Origin of the sequence: Paenibacillus sp. FSL H7-0942, assembly GCF_045040715.1 — a bacterium.
In the GTDB taxonomy this organism is placed as follows: domain Bacteria; phylum Bacillota; class Bacilli; order Paenibacillales; family Paenibacillaceae; genus Paenibacillus; species Paenibacillus amylolyticus.
This window is the reverse complement of record NZ_CP150279.1, coordinates 147998-164782: the sequence shown is the minus strand read 5'-3', so window position 1 is coordinate 164782 and position 16785 is coordinate 147998. Positions and strand designations below refer to the sequence as shown.

At 47.9% G+C, this 16785-nt stretch carries 16 protein-coding genes; all 16 read right to left on the bottom strand.

Going from position 1 to position 16785, the window contains the following annotated elements:
* Nucleotides 1–106: 106 nt before the first annotated feature.
* The 16 genes from MHI48_RS00815 to MHI48_RS00740 all read right to left on the bottom strand — a co-directional run bounded on the left by MHI48_RS00815 (nt 107) and on the right by MHI48_RS00740 (nt 16761).
* A complete protein-coding gene (locus tag MHI48_RS00815) occupies nt 107–2368 on the bottom strand; it encodes a helix-turn-helix domain-containing protein (protein ID WP_047841452.1) in 2262 nt (753 codons plus the stop codon).
* Nucleotides 2369–2622: 254 nt separating this feature from the next.
* A complete protein-coding gene (locus MHI48_RS00810) occupies nt 2623–3570 on the bottom strand; it encodes a ribose-phosphate pyrophosphokinase (RefSeq protein WP_036616184.1) in 948 nt (315 codons plus the stop codon).
* 264 nt (nt 3571–3834) lie between these two features.
* Nucleotides 3835–4659, bottom strand: a complete 825-nt coding sequence (gene hisJ / locus MHI48_RS00805) for a histidinol-phosphatase HisJ (RefSeq protein WP_076329603.1) — start codon at nt 4657–4659, stop codon at nt 3835–3837.
* A 12-nt stretch (nt 4660–4671) separates the two neighbouring features.
* Nucleotides 4672–5406 (bottom strand): bifunctional phosphoribosyl-AMP cyclohydrolase/phosphoribosyl-ATP diphosphatase HisIE, encoded by a 735-nt coding sequence (gene hisIE / locus MHI48_RS00800; RefSeq protein WP_405142737.1) that lies wholly within the window; start codon nt 5404–5406, stop codon nt 4672–4674.
* The gene (gene hisF / locus MHI48_RS00795) at nt 5399–6160 is read right to left on the bottom strand and encodes an imidazole glycerol phosphate synthase subunit HisF (RefSeq protein WP_017691268.1); all 762 of its coding nucleotides are present in this window, start codon (nt 6158–6160) and stop codon (nt 5399–5401) included. Before hisF ends, hisIE begins: the two co-directional genes overlap by 8 nt.
* 30 nt (nt 6161–6190) lie before the next feature.
* A complete protein-coding gene (gene hisA / locus MHI48_RS00790) occupies nt 6191–6925 on the bottom strand; it encodes a 1-(5-phosphoribosyl)-5-[(5-phosphoribosylamino)methylideneamino]imidazole-4-carboxamide isomerase (RefSeq protein ID WP_047841450.1) in 735 nt (244 codons plus the stop codon).
* A gap of 62 nt (nt 6926–6987) precedes the next feature.
* Nucleotides 6988–7614: an imidazole glycerol phosphate synthase subunit HisH gene (hisH, locus tag MHI48_RS00785; protein ID WP_076329601.1), complete on the bottom strand. Its 627-nt coding sequence runs from the start codon at nt 7612–7614 to the stop codon at nt 6988–6990.
* 3 nt (nt 7615–7617) lie between these two features.
* Nucleotides 7618–8247: an imidazoleglycerol-phosphate dehydratase HisB gene (hisB, locus tag MHI48_RS00780; protein WP_076329600.1), complete on the bottom strand. Its 630-nt coding sequence runs from the start codon at nt 8245–8247 to the stop codon at nt 7618–7620.
* On the bottom strand, nt 8240–9544 hold the full coding sequence (gene hisD, locus MHI48_RS00775) for a histidinol dehydrogenase (RefSeq protein ID WP_076329599.1): 1305 nt from the start codon (nt 9542–9544) through the stop codon (nt 8240–8242). The genes hisB and hisD overlap by 8 nt, the downstream gene beginning before the upstream one ends.
* A gap of 133 nt (nt 9545–9677) precedes the next feature.
* A complete protein-coding gene (gene hisG, locus MHI48_RS00770) occupies nt 9678–10337 on the bottom strand; it encodes an ATP phosphoribosyltransferase (protein ID WP_036674770.1) in 660 nt (219 codons plus the stop codon).
* Nucleotide 10338: 1 nt separating this feature from the next.
* The gene (locus MHI48_RS00765) at nt 10339–11538 is read right to left on the bottom strand and encodes an ATP phosphoribosyltransferase regulatory subunit (RefSeq protein ID WP_076329598.1); all 1200 of its coding nucleotides are present in this window, start codon (nt 11536–11538) and stop codon (nt 10339–10341) included.
* A gap of 389 nt (nt 11539–11927) precedes the next feature.
* Nucleotides 11928–12470, bottom strand: a complete 543-nt coding sequence (locus MHI48_RS00760; protein WP_036616162.1) for a DapH/DapD/GlmU-related protein — start codon at nt 12468–12470, stop codon at nt 11928–11930.
* Nucleotides 12467–13123 carry a pyrophosphatase PpaX gene (ppaX, locus tag MHI48_RS00755; protein WP_076329597.1) on the bottom strand — a complete coding sequence of 219 codons (657 nt, stop codon included), beginning with the start codon at nt 13121–13123 and terminating at the stop codon, nt 12467–12469. Before ppaX ends, MHI48_RS00760 begins: the two co-directional genes overlap by 4 nt.
* A gap of 6 nt (nt 13124–13129) precedes the next feature.
* Complete coding sequence (lgt, locus tag MHI48_RS00750) at nt 13130–14155, bottom strand: prolipoprotein diacylglyceryl transferase (RefSeq protein ID WP_076320055.1); 1026 nt, start codon at nt 14153–14155, stop codon at nt 13130–13132.
* Nucleotides 14156–14276: 121 nt separating this feature from the next.
* Nucleotides 14277–15215 (bottom strand): HPr(Ser) kinase/phosphatase, encoded by a 939-nt coding sequence (gene hprK / locus MHI48_RS00745; RefSeq protein ID WP_017691278.1) that lies wholly within the window; start codon nt 15213–15215, stop codon nt 14277–14279.
* Between the two features lie 418 nt (nt 15216–15633).
* On the bottom strand, nt 15634–16761 hold the full coding sequence (locus MHI48_RS00740; RefSeq protein ID WP_017691279.1) for an ABC transporter ATP-binding protein: 1128 nt from the start codon (nt 16759–16761) through the stop codon (nt 15634–15636).
* Nucleotides 16762–16785: the final 24 nt, after the last annotated feature.

Here is a 16785-nt window from a genome sequence, read left to right as displayed (position 1 = left end):
AACAGGGCGAACCTCTGCAAGCCTCTCTCCTAAGTGGAAAGTGACTGCATGAAATTCACCCTGTGTTATCCTGATGTACAGATCTCAGAATAGGATCACTTTTGCTTTACTCTTCGGGTTCTCGATGTTCACGTTTCAAACGACGATAATCTCCTGGTGTAATACCCGTTACCCGCTTAAATACACGTCCCAACGTAATTCCATTTGCATACCCCACCTTCAGGGCAATATCCTGCAAAGAGTAATCGGTATTGAGCAGAAGCTGCTCCGTCTCCTTCATGCGAAGCTCTGTAACAAAATCAACAAACTTCATGTTGAATTCTGTCTTGAACAAATAACTCGCATGTTTGCCCGTAATCTGGAATCGATCGCTCAGATGTTTCAATGAAAGATCAGGATTCGCAAACTGTTCTTCGATATAATTTTTCATTTCGTTAACCATGGCTTTGTAACTCTTGGTTTCCGTTACCGCTACATACGTTCTGAACAAGTCCGTCAGACCATCAAACAAAAGACTTTTCACATCCGCAAGCGTCTCTGCCTCTTCTACAGCACTCAACCATCTGTTGATGTTTTCTTCGGACAGCTCTTCCTGGAGTCCTTCCGACATCATGGCCACCTCTCGGCTGAGCATCTGTAACATGGCCTGAATCAGAGAACGAATCTCATCATCCGGCAGTTTGTTCTGTTCAAACGCTGTAAAGATCTCCTCCAACTGTTCCCGCCACTGTCCACTCGACATCCGGAACCGCTTAACAAAGTCCGCAATCATCTGCAGATAGGTATAGGTATCCAGCAAAGGATGCTGCGTTTCACCGCAGTCGGCTTGGCCGACATCTCCAGTCATCAACAGTTTACGTTGCATTACCGCTTCTGCGGCCGCATAGGAATCTCGTATTGTACCGATTCCCTGAGCGATAGGTCCAATGCCAAAGCTTAAGGAAATGCGTAGATTTTGTTCTACCCAAGATTTGCATTCCTCAGCTACAACACGAATCTGCCCAGACATATCCAAGTTGTTATCATTCTGTTCTTTGAACACAAAAAGGATTGCAATTCGATCCACACTAATCCATTCCGTCCAGCATTGGACTCCCGTATTACGTGACAGCTCTTGCAAAACGTTCATCAAGGCAAATTTCAGCGTATTTTGTTCACCTCTCGTGTACCTCTCCTGAAATCCCTTCTCATAACGGTTAATCTCTCCAACAACAACGACAAAACGCGACGAGTCATGCACATCATTCAGTGGAGAGAGCTCTTTTAATTGCTCTGCTGCATTTTCCATGTGTTCACCATGCAACAGGGCATTGAACAACTTGCTGCGCTGCATGAGTACATTTTCCCTGCTTTTCTTGTCATAATCCATCATATGATTAATCAGATTCTCAAGCACACCATCAATCATCTTCATCTCATCCGTGCGAGCACCTGAGTGTTCGAACGCCCGAATCTGATGAGACTCAATCCGGTTCATGATGATCTGAATGGGTTTATAGTTACGGCGAGTAATATACACGATATATACAATCGCACAGATGACAGTCACAATAGCAATGATCACCCATACATAAGATATGACCGATACCCAGCCAAATAAGTTGCCGGCCTTAATTCCACTGGATATTGTCCAGCCCAGTCTTTCTAGCGCTAGCCTATTCAGTTCCTGACCATCTATCGAGCCCTCTTGGTCCGAATGTGCATTATACACAACCTTACCGTCCCGATCCGTAATCGTCAGGAATGAGAGCTGACCATTAACCATACTATCTACACTCTGTTCAATGCTGCTCATCTTGATATTAATGACCAATGTGCCCTGAGAGCCAAAAGGCAAAGGCATGTCCTTGTTCACGGTTAATACGCGAATAGGGGTACGTTGAACAGAGTCCGCGTCGAATTCCCGGACCGGCTGCCAGCCTGAACCGATAGACCCGTTACCCATCTGATCAATCCATGCCTTATCCGAGAAACCTTCCACTTCTCTGGAACCACTTACGGTCAGAACATGTTTATTTCGCTTGTCATATAGATAGATGGACTGAATCCATGAGGACGAATTGGATAACTCACGTAAATTCTGCGCAATTGCATACACCGTGTCCGAGCTGGTCAGGTTTGTGTTATTAAAATAGAGTTTGTATGCCTGCTGACTCTGTACCGTTTCCAAGATGGATAGTTCAATATCCCTGATTGTGCGATCCACCGTGTCTATCATATAACTGGAGGAGATTCGGTCTGCTTTTTTAGTTTCCTCTTTAGAGATGTCATTGATGAAAACAAACGCGATGAAAATGAGTATGGTCACCGTAAGAAAAAAAATTGGGAAATACGAGAACAATAACCGATAGTACCAATTACGAGACAATAGACCCCACTCCTCACTCCACGATGCCAATGTTCTCAGCCGTGGTTCTACTGTTCAGCATCCATCTCACCTTAGGGGCTGAATACTATATGATAACGCTATCATAACTGATTTTATGTTATTATAGCACAAGCCTCTGAGCAGCAAAGCAAGAATTGAATTCAAAGAGCCAAAACAAAAAAACCGTGCTGAGCAGACAACAACTCAGACACGGAACAGTTCATCTGGCAGCACACCGTTATATCTTCGATGCTCTAAATACCAGAATCCTTAAACAATGTGGCCATGGAGCCACCATCCACAATAATGCGTACGGCGCGGGCCAGCATTGGCGCAACAGGTAACACTTTGAAGCATTCAGGGTGGTCATCTGGCAGTGCGATCGAGTCCGTAACGACCACCTCTTCAATTGACGGGTGATTCAATTTACTTACTGCCCCATCCGAGAACAATCCGTGTGTTGCACATACATATACATTTTTGGAGCCACGTTCCTTCAACCCTTCCACAACATTCAGAATGGTTGTTCCAGTATCGATCAGATCCTCAATAATAATAGGTGTCCGTCCTTCTACATCACCAATGACATGGGTAATCACCGATTCATTATGGCTTGGACGTTTCTTGATCATAATGGCAAATGGAGAATCCAGACGGTTCGCCAGCTTCTCTGCCATCGATGCTCGTCCCGCATCCGGGGAGACGACAACAGGGTTCTCGATTCCTTTGCTTAACAGATAATCACTAATCAGATCCAGTGATGTCATATGGTCAACCGGAATGTTGAAGAATCCCTGAATGGCCGCTGCGTGCAGGTCGATCGTTACCACTCGATTGGCGCCAGCCGTAGTTAATACATCTGCTACCATCTTGGCCGAGATCGGTTCCCGTGGAGCGGATTTACGCTCTTGACGAGCATAGCCGTAATACGGAACAATGATGTTCACAGTGCGCGCTGAAGCCCTCTTTGCAGCATCAATCATCACAAGCAACTCGACAAACAGCTCATTGATCGGATGAGACAACGACTGTACCAGAAACACATCACAATTACGGATCGTTTCTTCATAATGAACGTATATTTCTCCGCTCTTGAACCTGGACAGCTTGATCTTGCCCAGTTGTACACCCAGCTTGTCACATACCTGTTCTGCCAGCTTAGGGTTCGATGAACCGGAAAAAATACGTAACGAATGCTGCATAATGCCCTCCCGAGGGTTGAAATCCCTATATAATCCCTTATTTAAAAGCGAGTGTTCAAAAAGACCGGTTTTCAGTACCGAGAAGATGGGATAAAGCTAGAAATGGAGTAGCGGAGCGTAGGCAAAACTACGTGAGCAACGGACATTTCGGCTGAATTCCAGCTTCGATGCTGAAGATGCCATTAGGCATCCTTCGTAATCAAAGGCGGACTTTTTGAACTACCTCTAAAAGGTTATTTCCTACCCTCATTATACTCTAATGGCTTATACATTTAAAGGAATGAACGAGCGATGACGGCCTTCAAAAACAGCGACTTCCGTACAGCCCAACTCATGTAAAAGTGCTTCAGCTTCAGGCAAATAATCGCCCAGCTTCATTGGGTCATGTGCATCAGAGCCCATGGTTAATGGAATACCCAAGCGAATGGCTTCCGTCAACATTCTGCGACTAGGGAACATCTCGGCACAAGGCTTCGATAACCCGGAGGCATTCAACTCCATGGCGCAGCCACTCTTGGCAATAGCCTGCAACGCTGCGTTCTCCAGTGAGATACGTTCTTCTGTCTGCTCCGTTGAAGGAACATAGCCAAACCGTTTAATGACATCCGTGTGGCCCATAATATCGTACATTCCCGTGGCGGCTGCCTTGCTTACGGCATCGTAGTACTGACGATATACTTCAAGGATGTCTTTACCCTCCCAGTGATGGGTCTGGCGGAAATCCGTAATGTCCCATTCCCCGAGGAAATGAACAGAACCAATCACATAATCCCATGGATAACGCTCAATGATTGCACGGATCTCTGTTTCCCAGCCTTCAATATAGTCACCTTCCAGACCAACACGTACGTCAATCTGACCACGGTAACGTTCTTTCAGGGAGAAACACTCCTCTACATAACGCGGCAGTTCATCCATAGGCATCGCCATTTCCGGATAATATTGAGCCGGATCGACATGCAACAATGGCATGTGATCGGACAATCCAATTTGGGATAGTCCGATCTCCACACCACGCTGCACGTACTCTTCCAGTTTGCCCACGGCATGTCCACACCGCTCATGGTGTGTATGATAGTCTATACGCACGAAACTCGCCTCCTAATCGCGGCGAGGCCGTTCATGACGGCGGCTCAGCTCTGACATAATGTCGTCCAGCGGCAGCTTGCGTTCTTGTAACAGGACGAGCAGGTGATACATCAGGTCACTGACTTCCAGACGAAGCTCGTCATTATCTTTATTTTTGGCGGCGATGATCGTCTCGGACGCTTCTTCACCGATTTTTTTCAGTATTTTGTCTACACCTTTATCAAACAGATACGTTGTATATGCACCCTCAGGACGCTCACGTTCACGCTCTGCAATAACGGATTCCAGTTCAGCCAATACCTCAAAGCGACTTTCGGAACCGGAACTTGCAGAAGCAGATGCCGCACCCGCTTCATCCGAAGCCTCGTCTGCCGATTTCTCTGGCAAACCAATGATTTCATTATGGAAACAAGTTACCGCCCCTGTATGGCAAGCCGGACCGTTCGGTTTCACCTCAACCAACAAGGTATCGCCGTCACAATCATATTTTAGGGAAGTAATCGTCTGCACGTTGCCAGATGTTGCCCCTTTATGCCACAACTCCTGACGCGAGCGTGACCAGAACCAGGTCTCACCGGATTCCAGCGACAACTTCAGGGATTCGCGATTCATATAAGCCATCATTAAAACTTCACGAGTATCTACATCCTGCACAATGGCAGGAACCAAACCGTCACTCCAACGAATGTGTTCCACAACCTGTTCCAAGGATAACTGTTCCTTGATTTCATCGCTCACTTTAGTCACGGATCTCCACCCCTTGTTCTCTCAAATGTTGTTTTAACGCCGGTACGGCGATTTCTTTGTAATGGAAAATCGTTGCGGCCAGCCCTGCGTCCGCTTTGCCTGTGGTAAATACATCATAGAAATGAGATTCCTTGCCCGCACCGCCCGATGCGATGACTGGAATACGCACAGATTCGGATACCGCTGCCGTCAGCTTCAGATCAAAGCCGTCTTTTGTTCCGTCCGCGTCCATACTTGTGAGAAGAATCTCCCCCGCGCCCAAGCTCTCAGCCTGTTTAACCCATTCCAGCGCCTTGATCCCGGAGGGTTTCCGTCCACCATGGGTATAGACTTCCCACTCACCCCAAGCTTCATTATACTTGGCGTCGATCGCTACGACGATACACTGTGAACCAAAACGACGTGCGCCATCGGCAATCAACTGTGGATTAAGTACTGCGGCTGTATTCACTGCAATCTTGTCGGCACCTGCACGGAGAATCCGCTTCATGTCCTCCACTTTGGAGATGCCACCACCTACCGTAAAGGGAATAGCGATCTCGCCCGCCGTCTGCCGCACGACTTCTTCCATCGTTTCGCGACCTTCTACCGAAGCGGAGATATCGAGAAACACCAATTCGTCCGCGCCCTCGCGGTCATATAGTGCCGCCAGCTCTACCGGATCACCCGCATCGCGGAGATTAACGAAGTTGACGCCTTTGACGACCCGGCCGTCCTTCACGTCCAGACAGGGGATGATTCTTTTTGCCAGCATGCTACCTCTTCCTCTCTACCCGAATATCCTTTACTTGTTTACCGCACGTACTGCTTCAGACAGATCGATACTCCCAGTATACAGCGCTTTACCCACGATCGCTCCACCAACACCATCATCTGCATGACGACTCAGACGAAGCAGATCATCCATCACACTTACACCACCGGAAGCAATAACCGTCCGTCCGCTCGCCTTGGCAAGAGATACAATCGCTTCTACGTTAGGACCCTGCATCATGCCATCACGGGATATATCCGTAAAGATAAACGTTTCTGCGCCATATGCCGCCAGTTCCTTCGCAAGCACCTCTGCCTGTACTTCCGATGTTTCAAGCCATCCGCGGGTTGCCACGTAACCATTACGAGCGTCGATGCCAATTGCCACTTTGTCGCCGTAACGTCCCAGTACTTCCTCTGTAAAAGCACGATCCTCAATCGCTGCTGTTCCAATGATCAGCCGGCTAACACCCAGACCCAGCAAACGTTCTACATCCGCTACCGTACGAAGTCCGCCGCCCACCTGAACAGGTACGTTCACAGCCGAGGCAATCCGCCCGATCAGCTCATCGTTAACAGGGTGCCCTGCTTTCGCACCATCCAGATCCACCAGATGAACGTATGTACCGCCTTGCTTCTCCCAGGATAGAGCCACTTGAACCGGGTCATCGTTATACACGGTCTCCTGATTATAATCTCCCTGCACCAGTCTTACACATTTGCCGTCCCGGATATCAATCGCCGGATATAGGATAAAAGATGACATACAAGGCCTCCTGAATATGAATTAGATTTGTACGCTTTCTATAGTTAAGAAGAGATGATGTTTTACCTTTGTACAGGTGCTCCTGTCAGAGCCAAAAAGTTGCCGAGCAGCTTCATACCGAGCTCTCCACTTTTCTCCGGGTGGAATTGCATGCCGAAGTTGGATCCTCTGCCTACAATGGCTGTCACCGGATGTCCGTAATCCGTTACCGCCAGCAGATCGTCCCTGTTTTCAGTAAGCGCATGATAGGAATGGACAAAATAGACGTGACCTGCCTCAAGCCCCGTGAATAGAGGATTTTCCGCGTTCAGGAATTCCAAACGGTTCCATCCCATATGAGGAACTTTCAGCTCTCCTGGTGCGAATCGCACCACTTTACCTGGCAAAATATCCAGTCCCTCATGCTCCCCATGCTCTTCACTTGAGCTGAATAACAATTGCATGCCCAGACAGATACCGAGCAGTGGTTTGGACCCGGCAGCGGCTTCCTTCACCACCGCATCCAGTCCACTCTCACGCAGATGAACCATTGCATCACCAAAAGCACCTACGCCTGGCAAAATGACACCATCTGCGCCAAGAATCTCTTCCCGGTCACCCGTGACCAGCGCTTCGTAGCCAAGACGTTCGACCGCTTTGCCGACGCTGTGCAGGTTACCCATACCGTAATCGACAATTGCAATCGCCATCGTCTACAGCACTCCCTTCGTGGAAGGCACACCCGTTACACGTGGATCAATCATCGTTGCTTCATCCAGTGCACGTCCCAATGCCTTAAAGATCGCTTCAATCATGTGGTGGGTGTTCTGACCATAGTGCACAATGACATGTAACGTAATTCGAGCTTCCAGCGCCAATTTCCACAGGAATTCATGTACCAGCTCCGTGGAGAAACTGCCTACCTGTTGGGAAGGGTATTCTGCACGGTATTCAAAGTGAGGTCGGTTACTCACATCAATAATGACCTGAGCTAGCGCCTCGTCCATCGGTACAAAAACACTGGCGTAACGCTTAATACCGCGTTTGTCACCCAACGCTTCTCGCAACGTCTGTCCCAGACAGATTCCGATGTCTTCAACAGTGTGATGATCGTCGATATCAATATCCCCACGGGCCTGCACGTTCAGGTCGAATTGTCCGTGCTTCGTAAACAGATCCAGCATATGATTCAGGAAAGGTACATCCGTTTCAATCGTGGATTGTCCTGTTCCATCTACAGTAAAGGCCAATTGAATATTGGTCTCGTTTGTTTTGCGGTCAACATCTGCTTGGCGCACTGCACCTTTGTTTTCAAGTTCCACACCATTATTTTGCTTATCCATTGTTCGATTCCGCCTTTCCTTCCTGTTCTAACCGTACAGCAATTGCACGGGCATGCCCTTCAAGACCCTCATGGCGGGCCAACTCTATAATAGCCGCTCCGTTCTTCAGCAGCGCTTCTTTACTATAATAGATCAGACTCGATTTCTTGATAAAATCATCCACATCCACTGGTGAACTGAATCGCGCAGTTCCATTGGTCGGAATAATGTGATTGGGTCCTGCAAAATAATCCCCTACCGGCTCCGAGCTGTACGGGCCGAGGAAGATCGCGCCGGCATTTTCGATCCGGCCAGCGTAAGCCATAGGCTCCTGCACCATGATCTCCAGATGCTCCGGTGCAAGCCGGTTCACCACGTCGATCCCTTCATCGATGGAATCGACCACAATAATCGCGCCATACTGCTCCACGGAAGCAGCAGCGATGTCACGCCGCGGCAGCACTTCAAGCTGCCGTTGCACTTCGCCCTGCACGGCTTCCGCCAGCGTGGCCGAATTCGTGACGAGAATGGCCGATGCCATCTCGTCATGTTCCGCCTGCGACAACAGGTCGGCGGCGACGTACACCGGATTCGCCGTATCATCGGCGAGCACCACAATCTCACTCGGCCCGGCGATACTGTCGATATCGACCGCCCCGTACACCTCGCGCTTCGCGAGCGCCACGTAAATATTGCCCGGTCCACAGATCTTGTCGACCGGTGCAATACTCTCCGTGCCGTAAGCCAGGGCGGCGATAGCTTGAGCGCCGCCAACCCGGTACATCTCGCTCACGCCTGCTTCCGCAGCAGCAACGAGGATGTACGGGTTAATACCTTCGCCACCGTTCGTTGACGGCGGCGTCACAAGAACAATCTCCGGCACGCCTGCCACTTGTGCCGGAATCACATTCATCAGCACAGACGATGGATACGCTGCTTTGCCGCCAGGTACATAGACGCCGACCCGCTTCAGCGGTCGGATGACCTGGCCCAGCAGGCTGCCGTCCGGCTGCCAATCCATCCACGAGTTGCGTTTCTGTTTCTCGTGAAACGCACGAATGTTGGCGGCGGCTTGCCGAATCGCCGTCACAAAGGATGGCTCCACGGCTGCATAAGCCGCCTGCAGCTCTTCCTGCGGCACGCGCAATTCCGCGGCCGTCAGCTTTGTGCGGTCCAGCTGCTCCGTGTAACGCAGCAGTGCCGTATCACCCTCACGGCGAATGTCGCTGACAATACGCCGTACCGTTTCATTTTGCTCCGGCGTGCCATACTCCACTTCCCGCTTCAGATCAAACTCCCGTGCAGGTACAATTTTCATACGTACAACCTCCTCATCCTCTGTAATACCTGCCTTCTTGTGGCCGATTTGCTTCTTTATTTTGTCTCTTACTCTTAATTTTGCTTCTGCTTCTGCTTTGTATGTTTCTCATCTATGTTTCCGACGTAGTAATTTATCCCCGAAAGCTTCCCGCCGATATCTCATTCGATGCCGGTATGACCTGCTGAAGTGCATCACATAAAGCCTGGATTCGTGCATTTTTCATCCGATAACTTACCCGATTCGCAATAAGACGGCTTGTGATGTCCAGAATGCCTGTCATCTCCACTAATCCGTTCTCGCGCAGTGTCTGACCTGTCTCCACCAGATCGACAATCCGGTCTGCCAGACCAATCAAAGGCGCAAGCTCAATGGAACCATTCAGCTTGATTACCTCGACCTGCTGCCCCTGCTCCCGGAAATACTGTGAAGCAATCCTTGGATACTTCGTTGCAACACGTTGCTGGATGCCTGGCTTCCAGTCTGGAAGTCCGATCACAGACATACGGCACTGGGCGATTCCCAGATTCAATAGTTCGTACACGTCCCGATCTTCCTCCAGCAGCACGTCTTTACCAACAATTCCGATATCAGCAACACCGTACTCCACATACGTTGGAACATCTACTGGCTTCGCCATAATGAATTCCATTCCCGCTTCCGGTACTTCAATGACCAATCTGCGTGTATCGTCCACGTCTTCTGGAATATCCAGCCCCGCTTCACGGAACAATTTGGAGGCTTTTTTATAGATTCGGCCCTTCGGCATGGCCACCTTCAGAATATCCGACATCTCAGCGTCCTCCTTCTTCAGATCCGTAAGTAATAACCTGCTCCGCTTGAACGGTTCTTGCTTCAACCGATACGGCACTTGCCCCAGCCCCACCTTCAGGAAGAAGGAGTGTCACTACATTTTGTCCCATACTGCGTAATCTTGCCGCTTCTGTTAGTGCCTCGGCCCGACGCTTCGGAGTATATTGGATAAGTACCGGTTTTTTCTCTTCAATGGTAATGCCATGAACACCATCAATAATACGGTTCGTTTTCAGTGCAAATCCTGTAGCTGGCAATGAACGACCAAACTGTTGTAACAGATTATCATACCGTCCGCCGCTACATACCGGAGATCCCAGTTCGGCTGCATACCCTTCAAAGGTCATGCCCGTATAATAGGAGAAATCACCGATCATCGTCAGATCAATCAGCACATGCTCGGATACACCGTACGCTTCCAACACTTCGAATACGGCACACAGATGTGCAATCGACTGTGCTGCTTCAGCACTTGAACTTAGCTCTACCGCATGTGTGCATACTTCCTTACCACCACGCAGACGCAGGATCGCTTCAAGCTGTTCTTTCAACTTCGGCTCCAGATTCAATGCTTCAATTGACTGGCGATAGCCGACATAATCACGTCCGAGCAGCCCTTCCTTCAATTGCTCCTGCTCAGCGGTCTGGCCTGGAATCACTTCCTCCAGTAATCCGTTCAGGAATCCCATATGGCCCATCGCTATTTTAAAAGAAGACACACCCGCTGCCTGCAAAGAGGCAATCGCAAGCGCAACAACTTCTGCATCCGCTTCAGGCGAGTCGTCCCCGACCAGTTCCACGCCCGTCTGAAAAAATTCAGCTTCACGTCCAGCTTCCTCTTCAATAGAACGGAATACGTTCGCATGATAGGACAGACGCAGCGGCAACTGCTCATCTTTGAGCATGGATGAAACGACGCGTGCAATCGGAGCCGTTAGATCCGATCTGAGTACCAGTGTGGTTCCCCGGCTGTTTAGCAATTTAAATAATTTACGATCTGATGTAGAGCTTGCCACACCTACCGTATCGTAATATTCAATCGTTGGTGTGATGATCTGACGGTAACCCCAGCGTTCCATACATTCCAGTACATTGCGTTCAATCGTCCGCAGCTTGGATACTACATGTGGTGTATAGTCGCGGAATCCGGTCGGTTTTTCAAAACCTTTTGGTTTGGACATTGGTAATATTCACCCCGAGTCAGTAATTTAAGAGTTGCACTCGTTCTATTTCAACAGGATTTATGTAGTGTAAATCCCCATTCTATCTTATAAACCTGAATCACAGTATTTTCGCATAAGCCTTCAACTATTGGTTTAGTTCAATCTTTATCATGCTTCATTTCTACAAGAATACTTTCACATGGTAAAGTGCTAACAAACTAAAGGATATGGGATATGATAACATGAAATCCGCACTACCGTCAACAATACCAAAGCTTGATTGCCCTTGGATCAACATATCGTTTTATATACACACCGTTACGCTCGCCAATCGGTATTTATATACGAAAAAAGCTGCCATAAGCAGCTTTTTACTTCAACCCATCTTCATTCATTACTTTATTGACTCAATGCACACTACCCTGAGAAGAATCATCCGTGTTAAAGACAGTTTCTTCCGTAGAAGCTGCCGCGCGGGATAAATCACGCAGTGGATTACCTCCAACAAAAGCTCCTGGTGCAACATCCTTATGTACGACTGCTCCAGCAGCTACAACAGCTCCGTCTCCTATAGTTACCCCGGGCAGAATCGTTGTATTGGCACCTATCAGTACATTTTCCCCGATAATCACCTCACCGAGTCTGTACTCCTTAATGAGATACTCATGAGCGAGAATCGTTGTGTTGTAACCGATGACCGAGTTTTCGCCGACCGTTATTTTCTCCGGAAAAAACACATCCACCATCACCATCAGGCCAAAGGCCGTGTGTTTTCCCACCTTCATACCGAGCATTCGGCGGTAAATCCAATTCTTCACCGATAGGATCGGACAGTAACGTGACAACTGGATCCAGATAAAATTACGAACGCCCTTCCACGGACTCACTGTCTTGTAGATATGCCAAAGTGCATTCTGGTCCTCTACCGGATAGCGGGTTACTTTTCTCATGAACGTCCCGTTTCAATACGGATGAGTTTCAACAAGTCTCTCATGTCATGCAACATATGATCGGGTCCATATCCGTTCAGGATTGTTTCCCCTTTAAGAGACCATGCAACCCCCGCCGAGAGCGCGCCCGCATTCTGTGCCGATTGGATATCCACTGGACTGTCACCTATCATCAGCGTTTTGGCAGGGTCTGCACCCAGTTCCGTCATCGCTTTCAGTACCGGTTCAGCGTGTGGCTTCGGATTCGTCACATCGGTCACTGTTACAATCGTCTTCATATACTTCAATAGGTCAAAACGTTCTAGCACCTTTAATGTAGATGGACGAATTTTGGTTGTGACCACACCCATCACAATGCCCGCCTGATGCAGCGCCTCTACTACCTCAATAACATGTGGAAAAGGTCTAACCATCGCTTCATGATGGATATCATTATAAGCACGGTAACCTTTCACGTACTCGGAGACTTCCTCCTGGCCAGAGAAAGTGCGCATTTGCTGCTCCAGTGTGCCACCCATATGTGGAATGATCTGTTCCCGAGTCCATGGAGCTGAATGCTTCCATCCCCCCATGACATGCTGGAATGAGCTGATAATCAACTCATTGGTATCAATAATCGTTCCGTCCAGATCAAACAATACCGTGTCAATCATGTTGCATTACTCCTTTTTATCATCAACTTGCTTGGATTCATCTTTGGCTGGAGGTGTTACCTTATTCTCTTTGCCAGCAACTGTTCCCGTATGCTCCATATCATCTGAGGTAACTTTGGACGATACAATCGGATCACTGTAACGAACATCTGCTTTACCTGTCACTCTTCTCACCACAATGAATACAACAGCAACAATAATGATTCCAATAGCAAGCAGTTGCGAGATTCTCACATTACCGTAAGCAGGATCAAGATATCCTTGTTCAAAGCCCATTGCAGTCATTGGAGACCATAGCCCGTTCACTAGTGAAGCAACCCATTGCGGAGCCTGGAAGCCCAGACTGTCCGTACGCAAAGCTTCAATAAAGAAGCGACCGATGGAGTACCAGATGAAATAAGACATAAACAGTTCACCTGAACGCAGAAACTTCTGACGACGCAGAACCAGCAGCAAGACCAGACCAACGAGACTCCACATCGATTCATACAAAAACGCAGGATGGTGGAATACGCCTTCTACGTTCATTTGATTCACAATAAAGTCCGGCAGATGAAGCTTGTCTCTCAAAAATGATTCTTCCACAGGACCGCCGTAGGCTTCCTGATTCACAAAGTTCCCCCAGCGTCCGATCAACTGTCCAACGAGCAGTCCAGGCGCACAGATATCGGCCATACGCCAGAAGTTATACCCTTTACGACGGAAGAAAATAACTGCACAGATGATTGCACCAATAAGGGCACCATAGATGGCGATACCGCCATTCCATATTTTAAAGACGTCCCAGAAATTATCCTTATAATCTTCCCATTTAAATGCTACGTAGTAGATGCGGGCACCAATGATGGCAGAAGGCACGCCCAGCAAGACCATGTCCATGAACACTTCCTGTGGAATATTGTAGCGTTTGCCCTCCCGGATCACGAGCAGGAGTCCTATAAGTGCCGCAGCACCAAGAATAAGCCCGTACCAGTGAACCTTTAACGCTCCAATAGAGAACGCAATCGGGTTCAACAGTAATAATGTATCCATTCATTCACACTCCTATTTATTCAATCAATCGCACGCATGACGAATGGTTGGCATGACCTGCGCCTTAAGAGAAGCAGTACATGTCAACCATTTGTGTTCATTTCCTTGTATAAAATGTTTCTTAATCCATGTCTTCCATATCTTCCGAGATGGTTGCTGTCAGCTTGTTCGTGAATTGCAGCGCAGCATTCAGACCCATCTGTTTCAGGCGATAGTTCATACCGGCCACTTCAATAATAACCGCCAAGTTCCGTCCCGGACGAACAGGAATCGTAACGAGAGGTACATCCGTATCAATGATACGTGTAGTCTCTTCATCCAGACCCAGACGATCATATTGTTTATCCTGCTGCCATGCTTCCAGACGCACAACCAAAGTAATCCGTTTGTTATTCCGAACCGCACCAGCCCCGAATAATGTCATGACGTTGATAATACCGACACCTCGAATCTCGAGTAAATGGCGGATCAATTCAGGTGCAGTACCGTGCAGCTGAAAATCTGACGTTTGGCGGATCTCTACCGCATCATCGGCAATCAGTCGGTGTCCACGTTTCACCAGTTCAAGCGCTGTTTCACTCTTACCAATACCGCTGCTACCTGTGATCAGCATACCTACGCCATAGACATCACAAAGTACACCGTGAATGGTTGCTGTTGGTGCCAATTTCTTTTCCAGGAATCCCGTGATCCGGCTGGATAGAATCGTTGTAGCCATGTTGCTGCGAAGTACAGCCAGATTCTGTTCTTCACTAATATCAATCAGCTCTTGTGGAACTTCCAGTCCACGCGTGACAACGATACAAGGTGTCTCTTCCGTACAAAGACGTTGCATACGATCGCGCCGCTCTTGCTCAGGTAACATTGCAAAGAAAGCTAATTCCGTTCTTCCAAGCAGCTGTACCCGTTCTTGTGGATGGTATTCAAAATAACCGGCCATTTCCAGACCAGGACGATTCAGGTCATCTACCGTAATGACTCTTTTCAATCCGTGAGATCCAGAAACAACCTCCAACTGAAATTGCTGCACCAGTTCAGATACTTTCACTTTTTTCGCCATTTGTCTCTTCCTTTCAGCATTAGCTGTCCCTCTATGTACATCAGATCGTGTATCAGTTATTTCCATTATTAGCGCATTCACAACATGAGGTACAGAATGCATACCCTTCCAACAGTCAATTCTCTCAAATAAATGAAGACAGACCTTCAAATAATCTTAAATGAATTCCGGGATGAATGCAATCGCAGCCTCCGACAACCATTAGTAAGAAAAGTCTTCTGATCGAAGCACCTTCTAGGATACTACATTCGTAGTTTAAGGGGTGTTTTTCTTACGATTATTAATCCTTCCACTCTGCCGAAACTTATAAATTCATTAATCTTAAAAAAGCCCCTTCCAGCAATAACGGAAGGGGCTCTCATTACAATGTATAATTGCGTTAACTGTCAGGTTCCATCGTCACCGAGGAATCCCAGTATTATTTGTCTTGAAGAAGTACGTTCACTTCAGTCTCTTTGTCAAAGATATGAACTTTGTTCATGTCGATGGCCATTTTAACTGTGGAACCATCACGAGTGTTAGAACGTCCGTCTACACGTGCGATCGTTGTATCATTACCAACACCGCTCAAGTAGAGGAGCATTTCGTGACCCAGGTTCTCTGTAACATCTACGTGTGTAGAGAATACAGAGTTCGGGGATGCTTCCAGGAATACTGGCTCTTCGTGAATGTCTTCTGGACGAACACCCAGAATCACTTCTTTACCAATGTATCCTCTAGATTTCAACACTTGTGCTTTACCTTGCGGGATTTCAACATCCACACCAGGAGCTATGAAATGCATGCTAGTACCTTGCTCAGCGAGTTTACCCGAGATAAAGTTCATTGTCGGGGAACCGATGAAACCAGCTACGAACAGGTTAGCCGGCAGGTTGTACAACTCTTCCGGAGAAGCTGCTTGTTGGATGATACCATCCTTCATAACAACGATCCGATCACCCATCGTCATAGCTTCGATCTGGTCATGCGTTACGTAGATAACAGTTGTTTCCAAACGTTTCGCAAGTTTAGTGATCTCAGCACGCATTTGACCACGCAGTTTGGCATCCAAGTTGGAGAGGGGCTCATCCATCAAGAACACTTGTGGATCACGGACAATCGCACGTCCCAAAGCGACACGTTGACGTTGACCACCGGACAATGCCTTAGGTTTACGCTCAAGCAAATGTTCGATATCCAGGATTTTAGCTGCTTCACGTACACGTTTGTCAATCTCATCTTTTTTAACCTTACGCAATTTCAAACCAAACGCCATGTTTTGATATACGCTCATATGTGGATACAAGGCATAGGATTGGAATACCATCGCGATATCGCGGTCTTTAGGTGCAACATCATTAACGACACGGTCACCGATATAGAGTTTACCTTCAGAAATTTCCTCAAGGCCTGCGATCATACGAAGTGTTGTTGACTTACCACAACCGGACGGACCTACCAGTACCAGAAATTCTTTATCTTTAATGTCCAGGTTAATGTCAACTACAGTTGCTTTATCAGAACCCGGGTATTTTTTGAAAATATGCTCTAAACGTACTCCAGCCATGATTGTTGCCTCCTCAGAGATCAT